We start from the raw sequence: 20,535 nt of genomic DNA, 5'->3' as shown, positions 1-20,535 counted from the left end.
GGTGACTTTATGGATACGATCAATAAAAAAGGTGTCGACTATTGGAAACAAATAGTCGTGGTAATGAGTCTGGGCTGGGTGGCAATTTGGATCTATCGTACCGTGTTAACGCCGATTTATCCGGAGATTCAGGCGTCATTGGGTAACGTCAGTAATGCTGAAATTGGCGCGATTGCCAGCTTCTATTTTCTGGCCTACTGCGGCATGCAGATCCCCTGCGGCATTCTGGTGGATAAACTGGGCCAGAAAATTATGCTGATGTGCGGTTTTTCGCTATTTATTATCGGTACCCTGAGTATCGCTAATGCCGGAAATCTGACGCTGATTTATATCGGCTCGCTACTGGCCGGCGCCGGTTGTGCCTCCTTCTTTAGTTCCGCCTATTCGCTCTCCTCGGCCAACGTGCCGCAGGAACGCCGGGCGCTGGCGAATGCCATCATCAACAGCGGCTCTGCCATTGGCATGGGGATTGGCCTGATTGGCTCAAGTATTCTGGTCAAGAGCATGCACATGGCCTGGCAAAATGTGTTGTTTATCGTCGCTGCGATTTTACTGGTGATGCTCTGCGTGTTTACCCTGGTCATTCGCCGCAAACTGAAAGAACCCGCCACGGCGGAAAATAAAACGAGCGCAGCGGCGTCAGCGCCGGTTGCGGAAGAGAAATCGGCGCCGCTGTTCTCGCCATTACTGTGCAGCGTGTACTTTCTCTATTTCTGTACCTGCTACGGCTACTATCTGATTGTAACCTGGCTGCCCTCTTATCTTCAGACCGAACGCGGGTTTGACGGTGGGGCGATTGGTTTTGCTTCCGCGCTGGTGGCGGTGGTCGGGGTACCGGGCGCGCTGTTCTTTAGCCATCTCTCGGATAAATTCCGTGACAGTAAAGTCAAAGTTATTCTCGGGCTGGAGATAGTCGCAGCGGCCATGTTGATGTTTACCGTTCTGTCGCCGAATACCACCATGCTGATGATTAGCCTGGTACTGTACGGGCTGCTGGGCAAAATGGCCGTTGATCCGATTCTTATCTCGTTCGTCTCCGAGCAGGCGTCAGCGAAAACGTTAGGCCGCGCCTTCAGCTTATTTAATTTCTTTGGTATGAGTTCTGCGGTAGTTGCACCGACGCTCACCGGCTTTATTTCCGACCTGACCGGATCGAAAGAAATTAGTTTTGTGATGTCTGCCGGATTGGTTGTTACCGGGACGATACTTTTTGCTCTGATCACCTTGCGCAAGAATAAAATACCGTCAAAGACCATCACCGTATAATAAAAATAAATAATAAAAATTGTTGTTCCACATAGCTAAACCTACAAACGTAATCCGATGCGTATTAAGAGGGAATTATGGAACAAACTCAAGACCTATACAAAACCAGGGGCTATAGTGATGATCTATTGCCGAAATCAGACACTCAGCGTAACTGGAAAACATTCAATTATTTCACGTTGTGGATGGGTTCTGTACACAACGTACCAAATTATGTGATGGTGGGTGGTTTTTTTATCCTTGGACTTTCCACTTTTAGCATCATGATGGCGATAATATTAAGTGCCTTTATTATTGCCCTGGTCATGGTGTTTAATGGTGCTGCCGGAAGTAAATATGGCGTACCCTTCGCGATGATATTAAGAGCCTCATATGGAGTACGCGGTGCATTATTGCCCGGACTGCTCAGAGGCGGTATCGCGGCGATTATGTGGTTTGGCTTGCAATGCTACGCCGGATCGCTGGCATTTCTGATCTTATTAGGCAAATTATGGCCTGCGTTTCTGACGCTTGGCGGTGATTTTAAGCTGCTGGGGCTGTCGTTGCCGGGATTGATCGCCTTTCTGGTGTTCTGGTTGATTAACGTCGGGATTGGCTTTGGTGGCGGAAAAGTGCTGAATAAATTTACCGCAATCCTCAACCCCTGCATCTATATTGTCTTCGGCGGCATGGCTATCTGGGCCATTTCCCTGGTAGGATTCGGCCCGATCCTCGACTACCTGCCTACCGGGGTGGCAAAAGCGGAACATACCGGTTTCTTGTTCCTGGTGGTGATCAACGCGGTGGTGGCCGTCTGGGCCGCTCCGGCTGTCAGTGCCTCGGATTTCACCCAGAACGCGCGCTCATTTCGCGAGCAGGCTATTGGTCAGACGCTTGGACTCGTGGTGGCCTATATTCTGTTTGCGGTCGCCGGCGTCTGTATTATCGCCGGGGCAAGTATCCACTATGGTATGGATACCTGGAACGTGCTGGATATTGTGCAGAAATGGGACAGCCTGTTTGCCTCGTTCTTTGCGGTGTTGGTGATATTGATGACCACGATCTCTACCAATGCTACCGGTAATATTATACCGGCAGGTTATCAGATCGCGGCGATCGCCCCAGCCAAACTGACCTATAAAAATGGCGTGCTTATCGCCAGTATTATTAGCTTGCTGATTTGTCCATGGAAATTAATGGAGAATCAAGACAGTATTTATCTCTTCCTGGATATTATTGGCGGGATGTTAGGGCCGGTTATTGGTGTAATGATGGCGCACTATTTCATCGTTATGCGTGGGCAAATAAATCTTGATGAACTTTATACCGCGCCAGGAGATTATAAATATTTTGATAATGGTTTTAATGTTACCGCATTCCTGGTAACCATTGTGGCAGTCATTTTATCGCTCGGTGGAAAGTTTATTCCTTTGCTGGAACCCTTCTCCCGTGTGTCATGGTTTGTCGGTGTTATTGTCGCTTTTGTTGCGTACGCGTTGCTGAAGAAACGGGCGCAACCCAATAATCTGACACGGCCAAATACGGTTAGTTAAGTTAATTTTAACCAGGAAAGTTTATTTCATGGATGAAGCATTACCGGCCAAAGCCATTGTTATTGCGGCACGCAATGTCGCAGCAGAAGTATGGCGGCTGACCCATCTGTACACATACAAGGAGTTATTATGTCTTTTGATTTAATCATTAAAAACGGCACTGTTATTCTGGAAAACGAATCCCGGGTAGTCGATATCGCGGTGAACGACGGCAAAATCGCCGCTATCGGTGAACACCTGGGCGAGGCGAAGCAGGTCATGGATGCCACGGGCCTGATCGTTTCGCCGGGCATGGTCGATGCGCATACGCATATCTCTGAACCTGGCCGTACCCACTGGGAAGGTTACGAAACCGGGACCCGCGCTGCAGCAAAAGGCGGCATCACCACGATGATCGAAATGCCGCTGAATCAGCTACCGGCCACCGTCGACCGGCAGACCATTGAGCTGAAATTCGACGCGGCGAAAGGCAAATTGACCATCGATGCTGCGCAGCTTGGCGGCCTGGTCTCTTATAACCTCGACCGACTGCATGAGCTGGATGAAGTGGGGGTAGTGGGATTCAAATGCTTCGTCGCCACCTGCGGAGACCGCGGGATCGATAACGACTTCCGCGACGTCAACGACTGGCAGTTCTTCAAAGGTATACAAAAGCTGGCCGAAATGAAGCAGACCGTGCTGGTGCACTGCGAAAACGCGCTGATCTGCGACGAGTTGGGCGAAAAGGCGAAAAGGGAAGGCCGCGTGACGGCGCATGATTACGTAGCCTCTCGTCCGGTCTTCACCGAAGTGGAAGCCATTCGCCGCGTTCTGTATCTGGCGAAAGTCGCCGGTTGCCGCTTGCACGTGTGTCATGTCAGCAGCCCGGAAGGGGTCGCCGAAGTGACCCGCGCCCGTCAGGAAGGGCAGGACGTCACCTGTGAATCCTGCCCGCACTACTTTGTGCTCGATACCGATCAGTTCGAAGAGATTGGTACCCTGGCGAAGTGCTCTCCGCCGATCCGCGATGCGGAAAACCAGAAAGGCATGTGGGAAAAGTTGTTCAACGGAGAAATCGACTGCCTGGTTTCCGACCATTCGCCGTGCCCACCGGAGATGAAGGCTGGCAATATCATGCAGGCCTGGGGCGGGATTGCCGGTCTGCAAAACTGCATGGACGTGATGTTTGATGAAGCGGTGCAGAAACGCGGTATGTCTCTGCCGCAGTTTGCCCGTCTGATGGCGACCAACGCCGCCGATATTTTCGGCCTGAAGCATAAGGGCCGCATTGCCCCGGGTAAAGATGCCGACCTGGTGTTTATTCAGCCGAACAGCAGCTACGTCTTACGAGCAGAAGACCTCGAATATCGCCATAAAGTCAGCCCTTACGTTGGTCGCAAGATTGGCGCTCGGATTGCTAAAACCATCCTGCGCGGCGAGGTGATCTATGACATCGAACAGGGCTTCCCGCGCGCACCGAAGGGGAAATTTATCCTTAAGCATCAGCAGTAACGGGTGAATAAACAGTTGGGATGGTTTTCTCCCTCTCTCTTTGGGAGAGGGCCGGGGTGAGGGCATAGGTGGGTACATTTCGCCTCACCCTATCCCTCTTCCCAAAAGGGAGAGGGGACCGTTTCTCGCCCCATTCCATATTTAGCGCCTGTTTAACGGCAGGCGCTTTTTCAGGATTTCATCATGGTGGTATTGCCGCTAAATAAACGTAACACCCTGGCGGGGTTTCAATGGTTCTTCTTTATTTTCTGCAACACCGTTGTGGTACCGCCAACATTACAGTCTGCTTTTCAGCTCCCTGCCAGCGCGTTAATTACGCTTACCCAGTACGGGTTTATCACCACCGGGTTGGCCTGTCTGGCACAGGCGTTACTGGGACATCGTCGGGCGATTATGGAAGGACCGACGGGCCTGTGGTGGAGCACCATTCTGACGGTCACCATGGGCGAAGCCGCACGGGGGACGCCGTTCGACAGCATCGCCTCCAGCCTGGCTGTCGGCATATTTTTCTCGGCGGTGCTCACCATCATCATTGGCGTAAGCGGCATTGGCCATCGCCTGGCTAAGCTCTTCAGCCCAACGGTAATGGTCTTTTTCATGCTGCTGCTGGGCGCGCAGCTGACTACCATCTTTTTTAAAGGCATGCTTGGGCTGCCCTTTAGTTCGACGCAGGTTAATCCGGGTATTCAGCTGGCGCCATTTTGCCTGGCGCTGTCGGTGATGATTCTGGTGCTGGGAATGATCATTTTTCTCCCGGATGGTATCGCTCGCTACGCCCTGCTGATCGGCACTCTGGCGGGCTGGGCAGGCTGGTATCTGCTGTTTCGCATACCTCCCGCTACGGTAGCCTCAGGCCCCATTCACTGGCAGTGGTTCCCGCTGGGTTATGGCGGCCAGCTACGACCCGGCATCATTTTAACCGCCCTGCTGGCGGGACTGGTTAATATTACCAATACCTATGGCGCCATTCGCAGCACCGATGTTTTTTACCCCCAACAGGGGGCCAGTAATACCCGCTATCGACGCAGCTTTATGATCTCCGGTTTGATAACATTAATAACGGTTCCGCTCAACGTGGTGCCATTTTCCCCGTTTGTTTCGTCGACAGCTTTATTAACTCAAACGGGCGACACCTCGCGCCGGCCATTTATTATCGGCTGCTTGTGCTGTCTGCTGGTTGGATTATTTACGCCGCTGACCCACTTTTTTACCACCCTGCCTTTACCGATCAGCAGTGCGGTTATGCTGGTCTCTTATCTGCCGTTGTTATATTCCAGTTTATCTTTCAGTAAGCAAATTACCTTTACCGCGCGAAATATCTATCGGCTGGCTCTACCGTTATTTGTCGGCATTTTTTTGATGGGACTACCGCCGGTTTATCTCCAGACGTTGCCTCTGACAATCAGACCCCTCGTAGGTAACGGCTTACTAATCGGGGTGCTGCTGGCGGTAGCCATGGAGAATCTCATTCCCTGGGATCGTATTAAGTCATGACATTAAAAGGATGAACAATGAAAATTATTATTGCACCAGACTCGTTCAAAGAAAGCGTCAGCGCCAGTCGCTGCGCTCAGGCGATTAAGGCGGGCTTCGTCTCCATTTTCCCTCAGGCGGAGTGCATCTGCCTGCCGATCGCCGACGGCGGCGAGGGGACGGTTGAGGCAATGGTTGAGGCGACCGACGGCAAAATGGTGATGCTGCCGGCGATGGGGCCGCTGGGGGAGGTGGTAGGCGCCTTCTATGGCCTGAGCGGCGACGGGCAAACCGCGTTTATTGAAATGGCGGCAGCCAGCGGGCTGATGCTGGTTCCCGCCGGGAGACGCGATCCCTTGCGGGCCACCAGCTTCGGGACCGGGGAGTTGATTCGCCACGCGCTGGACGCCGGCGTTCGCCATATTATCCTCGGTATAGGCGGCAGCGCCACGGTAGATGGTGGAATGGGCATGGCGCAGGCCCTGGGGGCACGTTTTCTTGACGAGCGCGGCGAGAGCGTAGGATTCGGTGGCGGCGCGCTGGCTCGGTTGGCGAGCATTGACTTACGCGACCTCGATCCGCGCCTGCGCAAATGCCGGATTGATGTGGCCTGCGATGTGGATAATCCACTGCTCGGCGAACGCGGCGCGGCGGCGGTCTTTGGCCCGCAAAAAGGAGCCAGCGCAGAGATGGTCGCTGCCCTCGAGCGCGGTTTGCAAAATTACGCGCAGGTGCTGCTCATGGCAACGGGTGCGGAGGTGACGAAGATTGTCGGCGGCGGCGCGGCGGGCGGAATGGGCGTGGCGGCCTGCGTATTCCTTAACGCGGCGCTGAAGCCGGGTATCGATATCGTGATTGAGGCGATGCAACTGGAGGAGGCGCTGCGCGACGCGGATCTGGTGATTACCGGTGAAGGGCGAATGGATTCGCAAACCGTCGGCGGCAAAGCGCCGATTGGCGTGGCGCGGCTTGCGAAAAAGCATGGCATCCCGGTGATCGGTATCGCTGGCGTTCTGGGGGACGGCGTGGAAGCGGTGCATCAGCATGGCATTGATGCGGTATTCAGCATTCTGCCCGCGCTGGCGCCGCTTGCCGAAGTGCTGGATCGCGGTGAGCAAAATCTGTATGCCTGCGCGCGCAATATTGCCTGTGCTATCAAGCTCGGCCAGAACATTCCCGCCTGAATAAAAAATGCCACGGTTCTCACCGTGGCAAAAACCAACATAGCTAAACAAAAAAGAATGTTATGCGATGGGTAACAAATCCGCCTTTACCGTTGTGTCCGCATTTCACCGGGTGGCGGATGACGCCTTACCCGGCCGACGAAAGCGGCGAGATGTACCCGTAGGAACACGCAAGCAAAGCGCCGCCGGGCAATACCAACGAGCGCAGATTGTTAGCAATCAGATCTCAACGTCACGGTTGCAATCTTTCGAGTAGATATAGCTGAACGCCTCGCGCCCAACGCCGTATCCCGCCTGTAGGGAATAAGCGCCCATAAAGATATAGTCGCCTTTCTTCACCGGAACCCAGTTGTTATCGAGGTTATACACGCCCTGGCCGGAAAGAATATAGGCGCCGTGCTCCTGCACATGAGTTTCGATATAGCCGTGGCTGGCGCCCGGCTCGAAAGAGAGGATATGCATATTCATATCGAAGCCCAGCTCTTTTGGCAGGAAGTCGATCAGAATAACGTCTTCCATTCCTTCATAATGAATACGCTCCAGCTGGCTGACGTTGCCGGTGACCAGATAAGGCGCATGGCCCTCTGTCGGAATATAGCGGCGCTTATAGAGAAATAGCTGACTGTCGGCTGAATGGCTATTACTGAACGTCATCCGTTCACCCGGTGGGCAGTAAAGATAGCCGCCTTCGGTCAGCGCAAAGGTTTTACCCTGCGCCCCGGCGGTGATTTCCCCCTTTATGACATACAGGAAGGTTTCAATGCCTTCGCCGCCAAACCCGCTTTGATTGCCGCCGTTTTCATGCAGCGTCACCAGATAATCAACGAAGGATGCGCCTAATTTCGGCGTCGACAGAATAGTCACATCACAGTTAGCAAAACCCGGAATAATATTTTTGACCAGACCGTCCGGCGTCAGCAGGGCATAATTACCGTGGCGCACGATGGAACGGCTGGCCAGTAAATCATCGCGATAACCCACGACATTATTTAAATATCCCATTATCTTTTCCTTATTCAGTCCAGGCCAGTTGGTGCAGCATTAAGGCGAGCGTTTTTACGCCTTCCGCCAAATCGTCGATATGCGTACTCTCCGCCGGGTTATGGCTAATACCTTTAATGCTCGGCATAAAGATCATGCAGGTCGGGAAGCAGGGGGCGAAAATTTGCGCGTCGTGCCCCGCGCCGCTGTGCATCACGCGGAAATTCACCTTCTCCTTTTCGCACAGGGCAGTGAGCTGGGCGACCAGCCTCTTGTCCATGGGAACCGGAGCTTCATCCATCCACAGGTCGATTTCAATGCCAATATCCATTTCCTTGCAGATCCGCCGCATATCGCCTTCGATCACTTCAGTAAATGCCGTTAATGCAAGGGCATCGGTGTGGCGGCAATCCATGGTAAAGACCGTTTTACCCGGCACCACGTTGACCGTATTCGGCTGCGGGTCGACTTTACCGAAAGTGAGCACCAGCGGGTCGCCGTGGGCTTTCGCTTTGGCGATAGATTCGCAGCAGATGCGGCTGAAAGCATGGACGGTGTCGCGGCGGTAGCCCATTGGGGTGGTGCCGGCATGGTTAGACTCGCCGTTGAGGGTAATGGTGTAGCGGCGCTGACCGACGATGGCGTTGACCACACCGATGGACTGCTTGTTGGTTTCCAGCACGCGGCCCTGTTCGATATGCAGTTCAACGAAGGCTTTAATATCCCGGCGCGGCGCCAGCGGGGCGGCGGGCAGGCTGAAACCGCACTGCTTCATCGCATCGACAAACGCCACGCCTTTGGCGTCTTTAATCTCACGCACGTCCGCCGGGTTAGCGATGCCGACGATATTTTTGCTGCCCCAGAAGACGTAAGGGAAGCGGCTGCCTTCTTCTTCCGCTAACGCCAGCACCTCCACGGTACGCAGCGGCGCCCCGTAGGTCTCTTTTAGCCAGCGGACCGCCAGCCAGGCCGCCAGCGCGCCAAACTGACCGTCAAGATTACCGCCGTTGACGACGCTATCAATATGCGAGCCGCTGAGGATAACGTCGTCGGGAAAACGGCTACCGGGCAGGCGGCCATAAAGGTTACCCACTTCATCGAAGCGTGTTTCCAGCCCGCTGTCGCTCATCTTTTGTTTAAACGCCTGCTGCGCCTGCAGCCACTCCGGCGAATAAAGCAAGCGGGTGAGTCCGCCGGTAGGATCGGCGCCGAAGGATGAAAGCCAGGGCAATGTTTCTTCAATTGCCTGTCGAAAAGAATGAGTCATACATAACTCCTGTTACTTATTTTATTGAGCAAAAGGGGAATTGGTTTCATAAGAGCGGTTATATAAAGCGTCTGAAACCAGATAGTCATAAATCTCATCAACGATTTCGATCCCGTTGACCGCGCTGTTTTTCTCATTGATATCCAGATTCTGCCCCGGGTAATAAACCTGACTAAATCCAGGCGCTGGCGTAATGGCGCTTAATTCGCGCATGGTGTCGCTAATGTGCTGGCGAAATAAGGCGCTGGAGGAGAAAAAGTCAGGATTAATCACAATATGCAATTGTCCTAACTCACGCCCCTGGCTCAGGTTGTCGTACATCGAGCTGACCTGGCGACCAAAAGGAAGGTTGAGCAAAATGCCGGATAGGACGTCAATCATCATCATCAGCCCGTAACCTTTCGGGCCGGCGGCAGGAAGCAGAGCATGGACGGCAAAGGGATCCGTGGTTGGGGCGCCGTTTTTGTCCACCGCCCAACTATCGGGAATGCTTTCATGGCGAGAACGAGCATCAAGGATCTTTCCCCACGCCTGGACGGTGGTGGCCATATCGAAGGTGATGATATCGTCGCCCTCGCCGGGGGCGGCGAAGGCCAGCGGGTTTGTGCCGTAGTAGATCTCCGCCCCGCCAAAAGGGACGACCATCGGGTCTGACTGACACAGCGAGAGGCCAATCAGCCCGGCGCGAGCCGCCTGCTGTGTGAAGTACGAGATGGCCCCGCTGTGTCCCATGCGGCGGATACCCACTACGGCTACGCCATTTTGCCGGGCGATCTCAATGGCATGTTCCATGCCCATTTTGGCGGCGACCTGGCCGGCGGCGTTATCGGCATGCAAAATGCCGCTGCAGGGGCCGGTTTTTTCAAAGCTAAAGGTGGGATGACGATTGGTGCCGCCTTTTGAAATTCGTTCAGCATAATATTCAACACGAACCGCGCCGTGCGAATGAATGCCTCTGGCATCAGCATAAACCAACACATCGGCAATAATATCCGCGTGATTATGAGTAAGTCCTGCTGCGTTCAGCTTATTAGCAATAAGCCGATGAAGTGTTTCCCGACTGACTTTCATCTGTCTTCCTTTTAACGACGGTGTAGAGCCTGACTGCTGATTAAAATACGGGGAAAAGAAACTGAAATTGTGATCTGTACAGTTAAATGACCAGTGTTAGATTTTATTTGATAATCGTAACGGATTTATCATAAATGGCCGTGTAATCGATTTATTAAAAAATCACTGCTAATGTCAGGTGGTTTGTTTGAAAGCCTGTGGTAATAATCCTCATGTGATTTTGGTCACGCCATTAAGAATTTCATCTCGTTAGCCTGATGGCAGATTAACCATGCTCATTCAATTGCAATGGGTGCAATTATTGGGGAGTTATTATGATCCATGCCTTTATTAAAAAGGGCTGTTTTCAGGATTCAGTCAGTTTAATGATTATTTCACGCAAGCTGAGTGAGTCAGAAAATGTCGACGATGTTTCGGTCATGATGGGCACGCCGGCAAATAAAGCGCTGCTGGAAACTACCGGTTTTTGGCATGACGATTTTGCCACGGCGACGCCGAATGATATTTGCGTGGCGATCCGTACCGATTGCGCAGATGCGTCGGTGACGGAAATGATTATCGCCCGTCTGGATGACGCCTTATCCGCCCTGGCGCAGGGAAGCGGACAAAGTCAGAGTCTGAACGTGGTTCGCCGCTGGCAAAGTGCGATGCAAAAACTGCCGCAGGCCAACATGACCTTAATTTCCGTTGCCGGAGAATATGCCGCGGAGCTGGCCCATCAGGCGCTCAGTAGCGAGAAAAACGTGATGATCTTCTCCGACAACGTCACCCTGGAAGATGAAATTGCCCTCAAAACCCGCGCCCGTGACAAAGGATTGTTGGTGATGGGGCCGGACTGCGGCACCGCCATGATCGCCGGCACCCCGCTGGCCTTCGCCAACGTCACACCGGAGGGCAACATCGGCGTGATTGGCGCTTCCGGTACCGGTATCCAGGAACTGGTCTCGCAAATTGCCCTCGGCGGCGAAGGGATCAGCCATGCTATTGGTCTCGGCGGCCGTGACCTGAGCGCGGAAGTGGGGGGGCTTAGTGCGCAAACGGCGCTGGAAATGCTAACCCAGGATGCACAGAGCCAGGTACTGGCCTTTGTTTCCAAGCCACCTGCTGAGGCGGTGCGCCTGAAGATAATTAACGCAATGAAACGCAGTGCTAAACCGGTGGTGGCGCTATTTCTTGGCTATGTCTCGCCAGTCAACCGTGATGAAAACGTCTGGTTTGCCCGCACGCTGGACGAGGCCGGTCGGCTGGCGTGTCTGTTAGCGCGAGTGGTACGCCATCAGGAAAATCTGACCGCAGTCGTGGGTAAGCATATTCGCGGTTTATACACCGGCGGCACGCTGGCGGCGGAATCCGCCGGGCTGCTGGCTGAGCGCCTGAACATCACTCCCGATGAGCATCACCCGCAGGGCATGATGCTCAACGCCCTGGGCCACCAGGTCGTCGACCTCGGCGATGATTTCTACACCGTCGGTCGTCCACACCCGATGATTGATCCCTCCCTGCGTAACCAACTGATTGCTGAACTCGGCGAGCAAACGCAGGTGGGTGTATTGCTGCTGGATGTGGTGATTGGCTATGGCGCCACCGCCGACCCGGCGGGATCGCTGGTGGAAGCATGCCGGCGGGCCTGGGCATTGAGGAGTGAAAGCCATCCGCTGCACGTTATCGCGACCGTGACCGGTACCGAAAATGACCCGCAGTGTCGTTCCCGTCAGATTGCCGAGCTGGAAGATGCCGGCGTGGTGGTGGTCGATAGCCTCCCGGAAGCCGCGCTGCTTGCTGTTGCGCTGATTAGCCCTCAGCGGATGGCGGAGCCCGCACCGCGTTCCAGTCTGCTGGACGGGGTGGCGGTAATTAATGCCGGTCTGCGCAGTTTTGCGATCGATTTACAGTCCGCCGGAACGCCGGTTGTTCACTATCAGTGGGCGCCGATTGCCGGAGGAAATAAAAAACTGGCTCGTTTATTAGAGCGTTTGCAATAAGAGGTCCCTATGTTTACATCAGTGGCGCAGGCCAATGAGGCAGTAATTGAACGAATTCGGAATGCACGTCCGCACTGGCTGGATGTGAAGCCGGCAGGTGCGCTAATCGGGGCGCTGAATCAGAACAAAACGTTGCTCCACGCCGGGCCGCCGATGCGCTGGCAGGCGATGACCGGCCCAATGAAAGGGGCCTGCATTGGCGCATGCCTGTTCGAAGGCTGGGCGCAGGATGAAAAAACCGCCCATGCGATGCTGGAAAGCGGCGAAATTACCTTTATCCCATGCCATCACGTTAACGCCGTGGGGCCAATGGGCGGCATTACTTCGCCGAACATGCCGATGCTGGTGGTGGAAAACATCGCTGAAGGCAACCGCGCCTATTGCAACCTGAACGAAGGGATTGGCAAGGTGATGCGTTTCGGCGCTTACGGCGAAGATGTGCAGCAGCGCCTGCGCTGGATGCGCGATGTGCTGATGCCGGTGCTTAGCGCAGCGCTGAAACAGATGGAGCGCGGCATCGATTTGACGGCGATGATGGCGCAGGGCATCACCATGGGGGATGAGTTTCACCAGCGTAATATCGCCACCTCCGCGCTGCTAATGCGCACGCTGGCGCCGCATCTGGCGCGCCTTAATCACGACAAACAGCAGATAGCTGAAGTGATGGATTTCCTCGCCATTACCGACCAGTTCTTTCTCAACCTAGCGATGGCCTACTGTAAATCGGCGATGGATGCCGGGGCGCAGATCCGCGCGGGCAGTATCGTCACCGCGATGACCCGCAACGGCGATATGTTCGGTATTCGCGTCAGCGGGCTGGGCGACCGTTGGTTTACCGCGCCGGTCAATACACCGCAGGGGCTGTTTTTCACTGGCTTCTCGCAGGAGCAGGCCAACCCGGATATGGGCGATAGCGCCATCACTGAAACCTTCGGCATCGGCGGGGCGGCGATGATCGCGGCCCCCGGCGTGACTCGCTTTGTCGGCGCGGGTGGGATGGAGGCGGCGAAATCGGTCTCCGAGGAGATGGCGGAAATCTTCCTTGAACGCAATATGCAACTGCAAATTCCGGGCTGGGATTTCCAGGGTGCCTGTCTGGGGTTGGATATTCGCCGGGTGGTTGAAACCGGCATTACACCGCTTATCAACACCGGTATCGCGCATAAAGAGGCGGGGATCGGCCAGATTGGCGCCGGAACCGTCAGAGCCCCACTGGCCTGCTTTGAACTGGCGCTGGAAGCGCTGGCGGACGAGCTGGGCGTGAGCTGAGGCACACAATGGATAAGATCCGTCCGCTGACAGGCAGCATTGACGCGCCGGACCATCGCCAGCCATGGCGAACCGGCGGCCTCTGGCAGCGCACCATCAATCTCTATGTTGCAGACGGCGCGCTGCTGACGCTGCATCATCGGGGACAAGGCGTGAGCCCCGGCGGATGGGTATTACGTCACCATGATTTTATCCGTTTACACGCGGCGCTGAAGGCGGGGGGGCTGCCGATAGCACGGGATGACGGCATTCAGGTCGATAACCTGTTGCTGTTACCACCGCGAAGGCGCTGCTCCCTGCGGCCTCGATATCAGCCTGGTGGCCCTTATCTACCGACAGCGCTCATGAAGCGCCCGGAAGAGACGGGCCTGTTCGGGCCGCTGTCACAGGCTATCCATCTGCCGCATCATCCTGAGTTGCGGCAATTACGCCACTGTTTTGCTTCTGCGTTGGCCGGGAGCGCCGTTGACTGGCGGCTGTGGCTGGGGAAGGGGCCAGGCCTGACGCCGAGCATGGACGATATGCTGATCGGCATGATGCTGTCCGCGTGGTGTTCTGGACAGATGTCGTGCAACAGCGGACACCATTTCTTTCGTGCCTCCGGCGATCTGCATGCCGCCACAACGCAGGTCAGCGTCAACTATTTACGCTACGCCAGTAAGGGATGCTTCGCTTCACCGCTACTGCATGTTGTTAACGCGCTTCAGTGCGGACGACGAATTGAACCTGCCGTCGAAGCCCTGCTGGCGATGGGGCACACCTCTGGTGCCGACACGCTTCTGGGGTTCTGGCTGGCGCAACAAATAATGTAAGGACTTTTATGAAAACGCTGGTTGTTGCCCTCGGGGGTAACGCTTTATTACAGCGCGGAGAAGCGCTGACGGTAGAAAATCAATATCGCAATATTCACAGTGCCGTTCCCGCGCTGGCGCGTCTGGCGCAGCATTACCGTTTGGCCATTGTGCACGGCAACGGGCCGCAGGTAGGCCTGCTGGCGCTGCAAAATCTGGCCTATAGCGACGTCGAACCTTACCCGCTGGACGTGCTGGTGGCGGAGAGCCAGGGCATGATTGGCTATATGCTGGCCCAATGCCTGGCGCAGGAATCGTCGGTACCGCCGGTATCGACAGTGATGACGCGTATTACTGTGGCATCGAACGATCCGGCCTTTTCGGCGCCGGAGAAATTTATCGGTCCGGTCTATGACCCTGAGTTACAGCAGCAGCTGGAAGAGGAGTACGGCTGGACGATGAAGCGCGACGGCAAATACTTGCGTCGGGTTGTCGCCTCGCCACGGCCGGTGAGAATTGAGGAGAGCGACTCGATTGAGCGTCTGCTGAATGAGGGGCATGTCGTGATCTGCTGTGGCGGCGGAGGCATTCCGGTGCTCGAGAGCGGGCAGGGCGCAGAGGCGGTTATCGATAAAGATTTGGCCGCAGCGCTACTGGCGGAACAGATTGATGCCGATGGTCTGGTGATCCTCACCGATGCGGATGCGGTATATGAACACTGGGGCACCCCAATGCAGCGACCGATCCGTGAAGCGACCCCGGAGGCGCTGGCGCCTTTTGCTCGCGACGATGGCGCGATGGGACCGAAAATTTCGGCAGTCAGCAGCTATGTTCGCCGCAGGGGCAAGCGGGCGTGGATTGGCGCGTTATCACGCATTGAGGAGACTCTCGCCGGTCAGGCGGGAACCTGTATCAAGCCCTGACGGGGGACTACTGTCGGTGAGGATGCCTGAATATCGTGCATTCTGCCCCGCGACGGCGACGCGTTGCGAGGGCGACGAATTCTGAATAGCTGGGCTTTTATCGGCCGGGCAAGCGTCAGCCGCCGCCCGGCAAGACAAAGGTGAGGCGTTACGCCAGTTGCGATTGCGCCCAGAACAGACCGCTGGTGTACTCCGCTGGCAGCAGCGGCTTGATCGCTTCCAGCGTCGCGCTCAGACGGTCAGTATCGCTGTCGGTCAGGTTCAGGTGGCCGACTTTACGACCCGGGCGCACCTCTTTATCGTACCAGTGCAGGTGGACCAGCGGCAGCTTCAGCCAGTCGTAATTGAGATCGGTGCCGATCAGGTTGATCATTACCGACGGGCTGTTAACCACTGGCGGCGGCAGCGGCAGGCCGGTAATCGCTCGCAGATGCAGCTCAAACTGGCTGATGGAGGCGCCATTTTGCGTCCAGTGGCCGCTGTTGTGCACGCGCGGCGCCAGCTCGTTGATCAGCAGTCCCTCGGCAGTGACGAAGCACTCCATCGCCATCACGCCGACGTAGTTCAGCTCGTTCATGATCGCCGTCAGCATGCTTTCCGCTTGCTCCTGCTGGCGGACATTGGCCTGTGGGAAGGCGACGCTGGCGCGCAGAATACCGTCCTGATGCAGGTTGCGGGTCAGCGGGTAGAAGACGGTGCTGCCGTCATGGGCGCGGGCACCCACCAGCGACACTTCGCCGGAGAAGTTAATCCCCTGCTCGACGATGCACTCGCCGTAGTTATCGGCCGGTAGCTGATCGATCTCGTTTTCCCGCAGACGCCACTGGCCGCGGCCGTCGTAACCGCCAACGCGACGCTTAACGATCGCCAGTTCGCCAAGGCGGGCAAACACCGCCGGCCACTCGCTTTTATCCGCCAGCAGCTGCCACGGGGCAGTGGCGAGACCAAGCTTGTCAAACAGCTGCTTTTGCGTCAGGCGATCGGCGATAATCGGGAAGACGTCGCGGTTGACGAACGCCGGGTGGCGGGCCAGCTCGCGGGTGAGGGCGGTTTCCGGCCAGCGTTCAATTTCTGCCGTGATGACGCTCTGCTGGAATGGCACCGCTTCCGGATCGGCTTCCAGACCCACCGGCCAGACGGCGATACCCAGCGGCTCGCCGGCCTGGCGCAGCATGCGGCCTAACTGGCCGTTGCCGAGTACGCATACCTGTTTCATGCCGCACCCCGCGGGTCCGGGTTATCCAGCACTTCATCGGTTTGCGCCTGGCGCCAGGCGCTCAGGCGCTGGTGGAGTTCAGCATCATGCTGGGCGAGGATCTGCGCGGCAAGCAGACCGGCGTTCGCGGCGCCGGCTTTGCCGATGGCCAGTGTGCCGACCGGAATACCGCGCGGCATCTGAACAATGGAGTAAAGGCTGTCGACACCGCTTAAGGCTGCGCTCTGAACCGGTACGCCGAGCACTGGCACCAGGGTTTTCGCCGCAATCATGCCCGGCAGATGCGCCGCGCCGCCTGCCCCAGCAATAATCACCTGATAGCCATTGCTTTCGGCGCTTTCAGCGAAGCTGAACAGCTTATCGGGCGTGCGATGGGCGGAGACCACTTCGACATGGTACGGAACGTTCAGGGCATCAAGAATTTCTGCGGTAAATTGCATGGTAGCCCAGTCGCTTTTGGACCCCATCACGATGGCGATACGCGCCGAATTATTGCGGGAAGACATACGTCTTAAAACTCCTGTGGGTGTGTTTCACACTGCTTTAGAGGCCACAGAGAATAGCATGAACTGCCGGCAAGGAAAACGGTTGCGTGTGCATGGTTAGCCGTCTTTTGTCTCGCTCTGCGATGACGACGATCGCGGCTTATTGGCCTTGATCTCATTCATGCAACAAGTGATAAGCAGTACTAACCCCCAGGGGAGCATCAGGGTACCCATCATCAGTAAATAGATTTGTACCAGTCGGCTCTCGTGAGGGCGAGTACAGAGCAAATAAATGGCATAGAAATAAATAACCCACGCCAGCATCGCACACCAGACAAACGTCAGCGTGTTGCCGAGAGCGACGCCGATTAAGGCGATATAACTTATCCCTAACGGATTGAGGATCGCGATGATCATTCCCCAGATCAGCGGCTGGCTCCACTTTTTCCTGCTCATGCTCGTTCCTTGAGAGTGATGTTGTGGAAGACTAGCATGCGCAATGCCGGCAGGAGCATATCTCCGTCCAGGCGAGAGGGGATTTCAGAATTGTGCTCGCGCAGGAATTAGAACGGGAAATGGATCAGTTCGACGTCGTCCGGCGTCACCTTCACCATCGAACCTTCGCTGTGCCAGGCGCCGAGTACCACGCGCCATGCGGGCTGGCCGTTGGCCTGCAGGTCATGGACCGCCGGGCGATGGGTATGGCCGTGGATCAGCCACTGCACGTGATGCCGCTCCATGGCGTTAACCACCGCCTGTGGATTCACATCCATAATTTCCATTGATTTGCTGCTCTTGGCGGCTTTGCTGTCGGCGCGCATGCGGGCGGCGATGCGGCGGCGGACAAACAGCGGCAGAGCCAGGAATAGACGCTGGATCCACGGGGTGTGGACTTTCGCGCGAAACGCCAGATAGCCTTGGTCATCGGTGCACAGCGTGTCGCCATGCATAATCAAGACGTCACGGCCATAGAGGTCCAGTCGCTCTTCTTCGGCGAGCAGGATCATCCCGCTCTGACGGGCGAAGCGCTCGCCGACGAGAAAATCACGGTTGCCGTGAATGAAGTAGCAGGGCACGCCGGCGTCGACGACGGCTTTGATTGCCGTAGCGATTTGCTGATGCAACGGGTTGGGATCGTCATCGCCGATCCACGCCTCAAACAGATCGCCAAGGATATACAGGGCGTCCGCCTGACGGGCTTCCCCCTGTAAAAAACGCAGAAAACCGGCGGTGATCGCCGGTTCTTCTGTTTGCAGGTGCAAATCTGCAATAAAAAGTGTCGCCACGAATTACTCGCTGACGGTGACGCTTTTGATGATCACATCGTCTTTCGGCACATCCTGGTGCATGCCGCTGCGGCCGGTGGCAACCGCTTTGATTTTGTCAACCACGTCCATGCCTTCAACCACTTCCGCGAAGACGCAGTAGCCCCAGCCCTGCAGGCTTTCGCCGGAGAAGTTCAGGAAGTCGTTGTCAACCACGTTGATGAAGAACTGCGCGGTGGCAGAGTGCGGCGCCTGAGTACGGGCCATCGCCAGCGTGCCGCGGGTGTTTTTCAGACCGTTGTTCGCTTCGTTCTGAATCGGAGATTTGGTCGCTTTTTGTTTCATGCCAGGTTCAAAACCGCCGCCCTGAATCATGAAACCGTTGATAACACGGTGGAAAATGGTGTTGTCGTAGAAACCTTCGCGGCAGTAGTCCAGGAAGTTTTTAACTGTTTCCGGCGCTTTGTCGTCAAACGTTTTGATTACGATATCGCCATGATTGGTGTGGAAAGTAACCATTTTTGCATCCTGTTCCGATGAGTGTGGTGCCAGCACCCGGTGTCGGGTGAGATATAGGGGGGTGTTATAGCATAACCGCGGGGGTCGATGCACCTTGCAATGTGTGCTGCGTCCTGTCTGAATTATGGGTATTATAGAGGCTTCATTACCCACACACGTCTACACGGAATCTTCGATGTTAAAAATTTTTAATACACTGACGCGCCAGAAAGAGGAATTTAAACCTATCCATGCCGGGGAAGTCGGCATGTACGTGTGTGGTATTACCGTTTACGATCTCTGTCACATCGGCCATGGGCGTACCTTCGTCTCTTTTGACGTTGTGGCGCGTTATCTGCGTTTTCTCGGCTATAAGCTGAAGTACGTGCGCAATATCACCGATATCGACGACAAAATCATTAAGCGCGCTAATGAAAACGGCGAAAGCTTTGTCGCGCTGGTCGATCGGATGATCGCCGAAATGCACAAGGATTTTGACGCCCTGAATATTTTGCGTCCCGACAGCGAGCCGCGCGCGACGCATCATATTGCGGAGATCATCGAGATTACCGAGCAACTGATCGCCAAAGGCCATGCCTATGTGGCGGATAACGGCGACGTAATGTTCGATGTGCCGACAGACCCGAACTACGGTTTGCTGTCGCGTCAGGATCTCGATCAGCTGCAGGCGGGGGCGCGCGTCGACGTGGTTGACGTCAAGCGTAATCCGATGGACTTCGTCCTGTGGAAGATGTCGAAAGAGGGCGAGCCAAGCTGGCCGTCGCCGTGGGGCGCAGGCCGTCCGGGATGGCATATCGAGTGCTCGGCGATGAACTGCAAACAGCTGGGCAACCATTTTGACATTCACGGCGGCGGTTCCGATCTGATGTTCCCGCATCACGAAAACGAAATCGCTCAGTCCACCTGCGCCCATGACGGCGAGTACGTTAACTACTGGATGCACTCCGGCATGGTGATGGTCGACCGCGAGAAGATGTCGAAATCGCTGGGCAACTTCTTTACCGTCCGCGACGTGCTGAAGTATTACGATGCCGAGACCATTCGCTACTTCCTGATGTCCGGCCACTATCGCAGCCAGCTGAACTATAGCGAAGAGAACCTTAAGCAGGCGCGTTCGGCGCTGGAGCGTCTGTATACTGCGCTGCGCGGTACCGACAAATCCGTCGATGCGGCGGGCGGCGAAGCCTTCGAAGCACGCTTTATCGAGGCGATGGACGATGACTTCAACACCCCGGAAGCCTACTCGGTGCTGTTCGATATGGCTCGCGAAGTGAACCGTCTGAAAACCGAGGACGCGGCCGCGGCGAACGCCATGGCGGCCCACCTGCGTAAGCTTGCGTCGGTGCTGGGGCTGCTGGAGCAGGAGCCGGACGCCTTCCTGCAGAGCGGCGCGCAGGCTGACGACGCGGAAGTGGCGGAAATTGAATCGCTTATCCAGCAGCGTCTGGACGCGCGTAAAGCGAAAGACTGGGCGGCGGCGGATGCGGCGCGCGATCGTCTTAACGAGATGGGTATCGTGCTGGAAGATGGCCCGCAGGGCACCACCTGGCGCCGGAAGTAAGCCATAAAAAAACGCCCGCTTAAGCGGGCGTTTTCCTTTTCGCTGTCAGGCCGTGACGGTGACGCTCTGGCCTTCAAAGCTCACCGTCTGACCGGCGACGATTTTGCAGCGTTTGCGGGTTTCCACCGCGCCGTCGACTTTTACCAGCCCGTCGGCGATGGCGATCTTCGCCTGGGCGCCGCTTTCGCTCCAGCCTTCGAGTTTCAGCAGATCGCACAGCTCAACGTGCGGGTGTTTTCCTAAGGAAAATGTCGCCATC

19 protein-coding genes are annotated in these 20,535 nt (G+C 55.9%); 10 read left to right on the top strand and 9 right to left on the bottom strand.

Features of this window, described 5'->3' with window-relative positions; translation table 11 throughout:
- Window positions 1-9: 9 nt before the first annotated feature.
- The 5 genes from GT756_RS06200 (at window position 10) to glxK (ending at window position 6,946) form a co-directional block, all read left to right on the top strand.
- The gene (locus GT756_RS06200) at window positions 10-1,266 is read left to right on the top strand and encodes an MFS transporter (RefSeq protein ID WP_048267517.1); all 1,257 of its coding nucleotides are present in this window, start codon (window positions 10-12) and stop codon (window positions 1,264-1,266) included.
- A 77-nt stretch (window positions 1,267-1,343) separates the two neighbouring features.
- Window positions 1,344-2,798: a putative allantoin permease gene (locus tag GT756_RS06195; RefSeq protein ID WP_025714216.1), complete on the top strand. Its 1,455-nt coding sequence runs from the start codon at window positions 1,344-1,346 to the stop codon at window positions 2,796-2,798.
- Window positions 2,799-2,927: 129 nt separating this feature from the next.
- Window positions 2,928-4,289, top strand: coding sequence for an allantoinase AllB (allB, locus tag GT756_RS06190; RefSeq protein ID WP_160124611.1), 1,362 nt, complete (start codon window positions 2,928-2,930; stop codon window positions 4,287-4,289).
- A 183-nt stretch (window positions 4,290-4,472) separates the two neighbouring features.
- Complete coding sequence (locus GT756_RS06185) at window positions 4,473-5,783, top strand: uracil/xanthine transporter (RefSeq protein WP_160124610.1); 1,311 nt, start codon at window positions 4,473-4,475, stop codon at window positions 5,781-5,783.
- Window positions 5,784-5,800: 17 nt separating this feature from the next.
- A complete protein-coding gene (gene glxK, locus GT756_RS06180; protein WP_043521425.1) occupies window positions 5,801-6,946 on the top strand; it encodes a glycerate 3-kinase in 1,146 nt (381 codons plus the stop codon).
- Between the two features lie 219 nt (window positions 6,947-7,165).
- Here glxK and allE read toward each other — a convergent pair whose 3' ends face one another.
- Genes allE through allD form a run of 3 tightly spaced genes read right to left on the bottom strand, consistent with a single transcriptional unit; the run spans window position 7,166 to window position 10,265 of the window.
- On the bottom strand, window positions 7,166-7,948 hold the full coding sequence (gene allE / locus GT756_RS06175; protein ID WP_025714221.1) for a (S)-ureidoglycine aminohydrolase: 783 nt from the start codon (window positions 7,946-7,948) through the stop codon (window positions 7,166-7,168).
- Between the two features lie 10 nt (window positions 7,949-7,958).
- Complete coding sequence (gene allC, locus GT756_RS06170) at window positions 7,959-9,194, bottom strand: allantoate deiminase (RefSeq protein WP_062914527.1); 1,236 nt, start codon at window positions 9,192-9,194, stop codon at window positions 7,959-7,961.
- Window positions 9,195-9,215: 21 nt separating this feature from the next.
- Window positions 9,216-10,265 (bottom strand): ureidoglycolate dehydrogenase, encoded by a 1,050-nt coding sequence (gene allD / locus GT756_RS06165; RefSeq protein ID WP_160124609.1) that lies wholly within the window; start codon window positions 10,263-10,265, stop codon window positions 9,216-9,218.
- 314 nt (window positions 10,266-10,579) lie between these two features.
- On the opposite strand from allD, the gene GT756_RS06160 reads away from it, so the two are divergent.
- From GT756_RS06160 to GT756_RS06145, 4 genes are read left to right on the top strand one after another with little or no spacing between them, the layout of a single operon-like run.
- Window positions 10,580-12,247: an acyl-CoA synthetase FdrA gene (locus GT756_RS06160; protein ID WP_160124608.1), complete on the top strand. Its 1,668-nt coding sequence runs from the start codon at window positions 10,580-10,582 to the stop codon at window positions 12,245-12,247.
- Between the two features lie 9 nt (window positions 12,248-12,256).
- A complete protein-coding gene (locus tag GT756_RS06155) occupies window positions 12,257-13,516 on the top strand; it encodes a DUF1116 domain-containing protein (RefSeq protein ID WP_057213745.1) in 1,260 nt (419 codons plus the stop codon).
- A gap of 8 nt (window positions 13,517-13,524) precedes the next feature.
- A complete protein-coding gene (locus GT756_RS06150; protein ID WP_043521419.1) occupies window positions 13,525-14,328 on the top strand; it encodes a DUF2877 domain-containing protein in 804 nt (267 codons plus the stop codon).
- Window positions 14,329-14,336: 8 nt separating this feature from the next.
- Window positions 14,337-15,230 (top strand): carbamate kinase, encoded by an 894-nt coding sequence (locus tag GT756_RS06145; protein ID WP_094311741.1) that lies wholly within the window; start codon window positions 14,337-14,339, stop codon window positions 15,228-15,230.
- 148 nt (window positions 15,231-15,378) lie between these two features.
- Here GT756_RS06145 and purK read toward each other — a convergent pair whose 3' ends face one another.
- The 5 genes from purK to ppiB form a co-directional block, all read right to left on the bottom strand.
- The gene (purK, locus tag GT756_RS06140; RefSeq protein WP_057213751.1) at window positions 15,379-16,446 is read right to left on the bottom strand and encodes a 5-(carboxyamino)imidazole ribonucleotide synthase; all 1,068 of its coding nucleotides are present in this window, start codon (window positions 16,444-16,446) and stop codon (window positions 15,379-15,381) included.
- Window positions 16,443-16,952 (bottom strand): 5-(carboxyamino)imidazole ribonucleotide mutase, encoded by a 510-nt coding sequence (purE, locus tag GT756_RS06135; protein ID WP_004204711.1) that lies wholly within the window; start codon window positions 16,950-16,952, stop codon window positions 16,443-16,445. The genes purK and purE overlap by 4 nt, the downstream gene beginning before the upstream one ends.
- A gap of 96 nt (window positions 16,953-17,048) precedes the next feature.
- Window positions 17,049-17,387 (bottom strand): hypothetical protein, encoded by a 339-nt coding sequence (locus GT756_RS06130; protein ID WP_062914522.1) that lies wholly within the window; start codon window positions 17,385-17,387, stop codon window positions 17,049-17,051.
- 107 nt (window positions 17,388-17,494) lie between these two features.
- Window positions 17,495-18,217 (bottom strand): UDP-2,3-diacylglucosamine diphosphatase, encoded by a 723-nt coding sequence (lpxH, locus tag GT756_RS06125; RefSeq protein WP_160124607.1) that lies wholly within the window; start codon window positions 18,215-18,217, stop codon window positions 17,495-17,497.
- Window positions 18,218-18,220: 3 nt separating this feature from the next.
- Entirely contained in the window at window positions 18,221-18,715 is a 495-nt protein-coding gene (gene ppiB, locus GT756_RS06120) for a peptidylprolyl isomerase B (protein ID WP_004151319.1), read from the bottom strand.
- A gap of 175 nt (window positions 18,716-18,890) precedes the next feature.
- Between ppiB and cysS the strand changes: the two genes are divergently transcribed.
- Window positions 18,891-20,276, top strand: coding sequence for a cysteine--tRNA ligase (gene cysS / locus GT756_RS06115; protein WP_004204706.1), 1,386 nt, complete (start codon window positions 18,891-18,893; stop codon window positions 20,274-20,276).
- Between the two features lie 45 nt (window positions 20,277-20,321).
- Here cysS and ybcJ read toward each other — a convergent pair whose 3' ends face one another.
- Complete coding sequence (ybcJ, locus tag GT756_RS06110) at window positions 20,322-20,534, bottom strand: ribosome-associated protein YbcJ (RefSeq protein ID WP_004143016.1); 213 nt, start codon at window positions 20,532-20,534, stop codon at window positions 20,322-20,324.
- Between the last annotated feature and the right edge of the window lies 1 nt (window position 20,535).

It is taken from the genome of Klebsiella sp. Q2 (genome assembly GCF_009900705.1).
In the GTDB taxonomy this organism is placed as follows: Bacteria; Pseudomonadota; Gammaproteobacteria; order Enterobacterales; family Enterobacteriaceae; genus Klebsiella; species Klebsiella quasipneumoniae.
Note: the sequence above shows the minus strand (reverse complement) of the source record. Positions and strands in the feature narration are given on the sequence as shown.

Bases quoted from the DNA above. Each gene is read 5' to 3' on its own strand.
- GT756_RS06200 (WP_048267517.1), top strand. From the start codon at position 10: ATGGATACGATCAATAAAAAAGGTGTCGACTATTGGAAACAAATAGTC.
- GT756_RS06195 (WP_025714216.1), top strand. From the start codon at position 1,344: ATGGAACAAACTCAAGACCTATACAAAACCAGGGGCTATAGTGATGAT.
- allB (WP_160124611.1), top strand. From the start codon at position 2,928: ATGTCTTTTGATTTAATCATTAAAAACGGCACTGTTATTCTGGAAAAC.
- GT756_RS06185 (WP_160124610.1), top strand. From the start codon at position 4,473: ATGGTGGTATTGCCGCTAAATAAACGTAACACCCTGGCGGGGTTTCAA.
- glxK (WP_043521425.1), top strand. From the start codon at position 5,801: ATGAAAATTATTATTGCACCAGACTCGTTCAAAGAAAGCGTCAGCGCC.
- allE (WP_025714221.1), bottom strand. From the start codon at position 7,948: ATGGGATATTTAAATAATGTCGTGGGTTATCGCGATGATTTACTGGCC.
- allC (WP_062914527.1), bottom strand. From the start codon at position 9,194: ATGACTCATTCTTTTCGACAGGCAATTGAAGAAACATTGCCCTGGCTT.
- allD (WP_160124609.1), bottom strand. From the start codon at position 10,265: ATGAAAGTCAGTCGGGAAACACTTCATCGGCTTATTGCTAATAAGCTG.
- GT756_RS06160 (WP_160124608.1), top strand. From the start codon at position 10,580: ATGATCCATGCCTTTATTAAAAAGGGCTGTTTTCAGGATTCAGTCAGT.
- GT756_RS06155 (WP_057213745.1), top strand. From the start codon at position 12,257: ATGTTTACATCAGTGGCGCAGGCCAATGAGGCAGTAATTGAACGAATT.
- GT756_RS06150 (WP_043521419.1), top strand. From the start codon at position 13,525: ATGGATAAGATCCGTCCGCTGACAGGCAGCATTGACGCGCCGGACCAT.
- GT756_RS06145 (WP_094311741.1), top strand. From the start codon at position 14,337: ATGAAAACGCTGGTTGTTGCCCTCGGGGGTAACGCTTTATTACAGCGC.
- purK (WP_057213751.1), bottom strand. From the start codon at position 16,446: ATGAAACAGGTATGCGTACTCGGCAACGGCCAGTTAGGCCGCATGCTG.
- purE (WP_004204711.1), bottom strand. From the start codon at position 16,952: ATGTCTTCCCGCAATAATTCGGCGCGTATCGCCATCGTGATGGGGTCC.
- GT756_RS06130 (WP_062914522.1), bottom strand. From the start codon at position 17,387: ATGAGCAGGAAAAAGTGGAGCCAGCCGCTGATCTGGGGAATGATCATC.
- ppiB (WP_004151319.1), bottom strand. From the start codon at position 18,715: ATGGTTACTTTCCACACCAATCATGGCGATATCGTAATCAAAACGTTT.
- cysS (WP_004204706.1), top strand. From the start codon at position 18,891: ATGTTAAAAATTTTTAATACACTGACGCGCCAGAAAGAGGAATTTAAA.
- ybcJ (WP_004143016.1), bottom strand. From the start codon at position 20,534: ATGGCGACATTTTCCTTAGGAAAACACCCGCACGTTGAGCTGTGCGAT.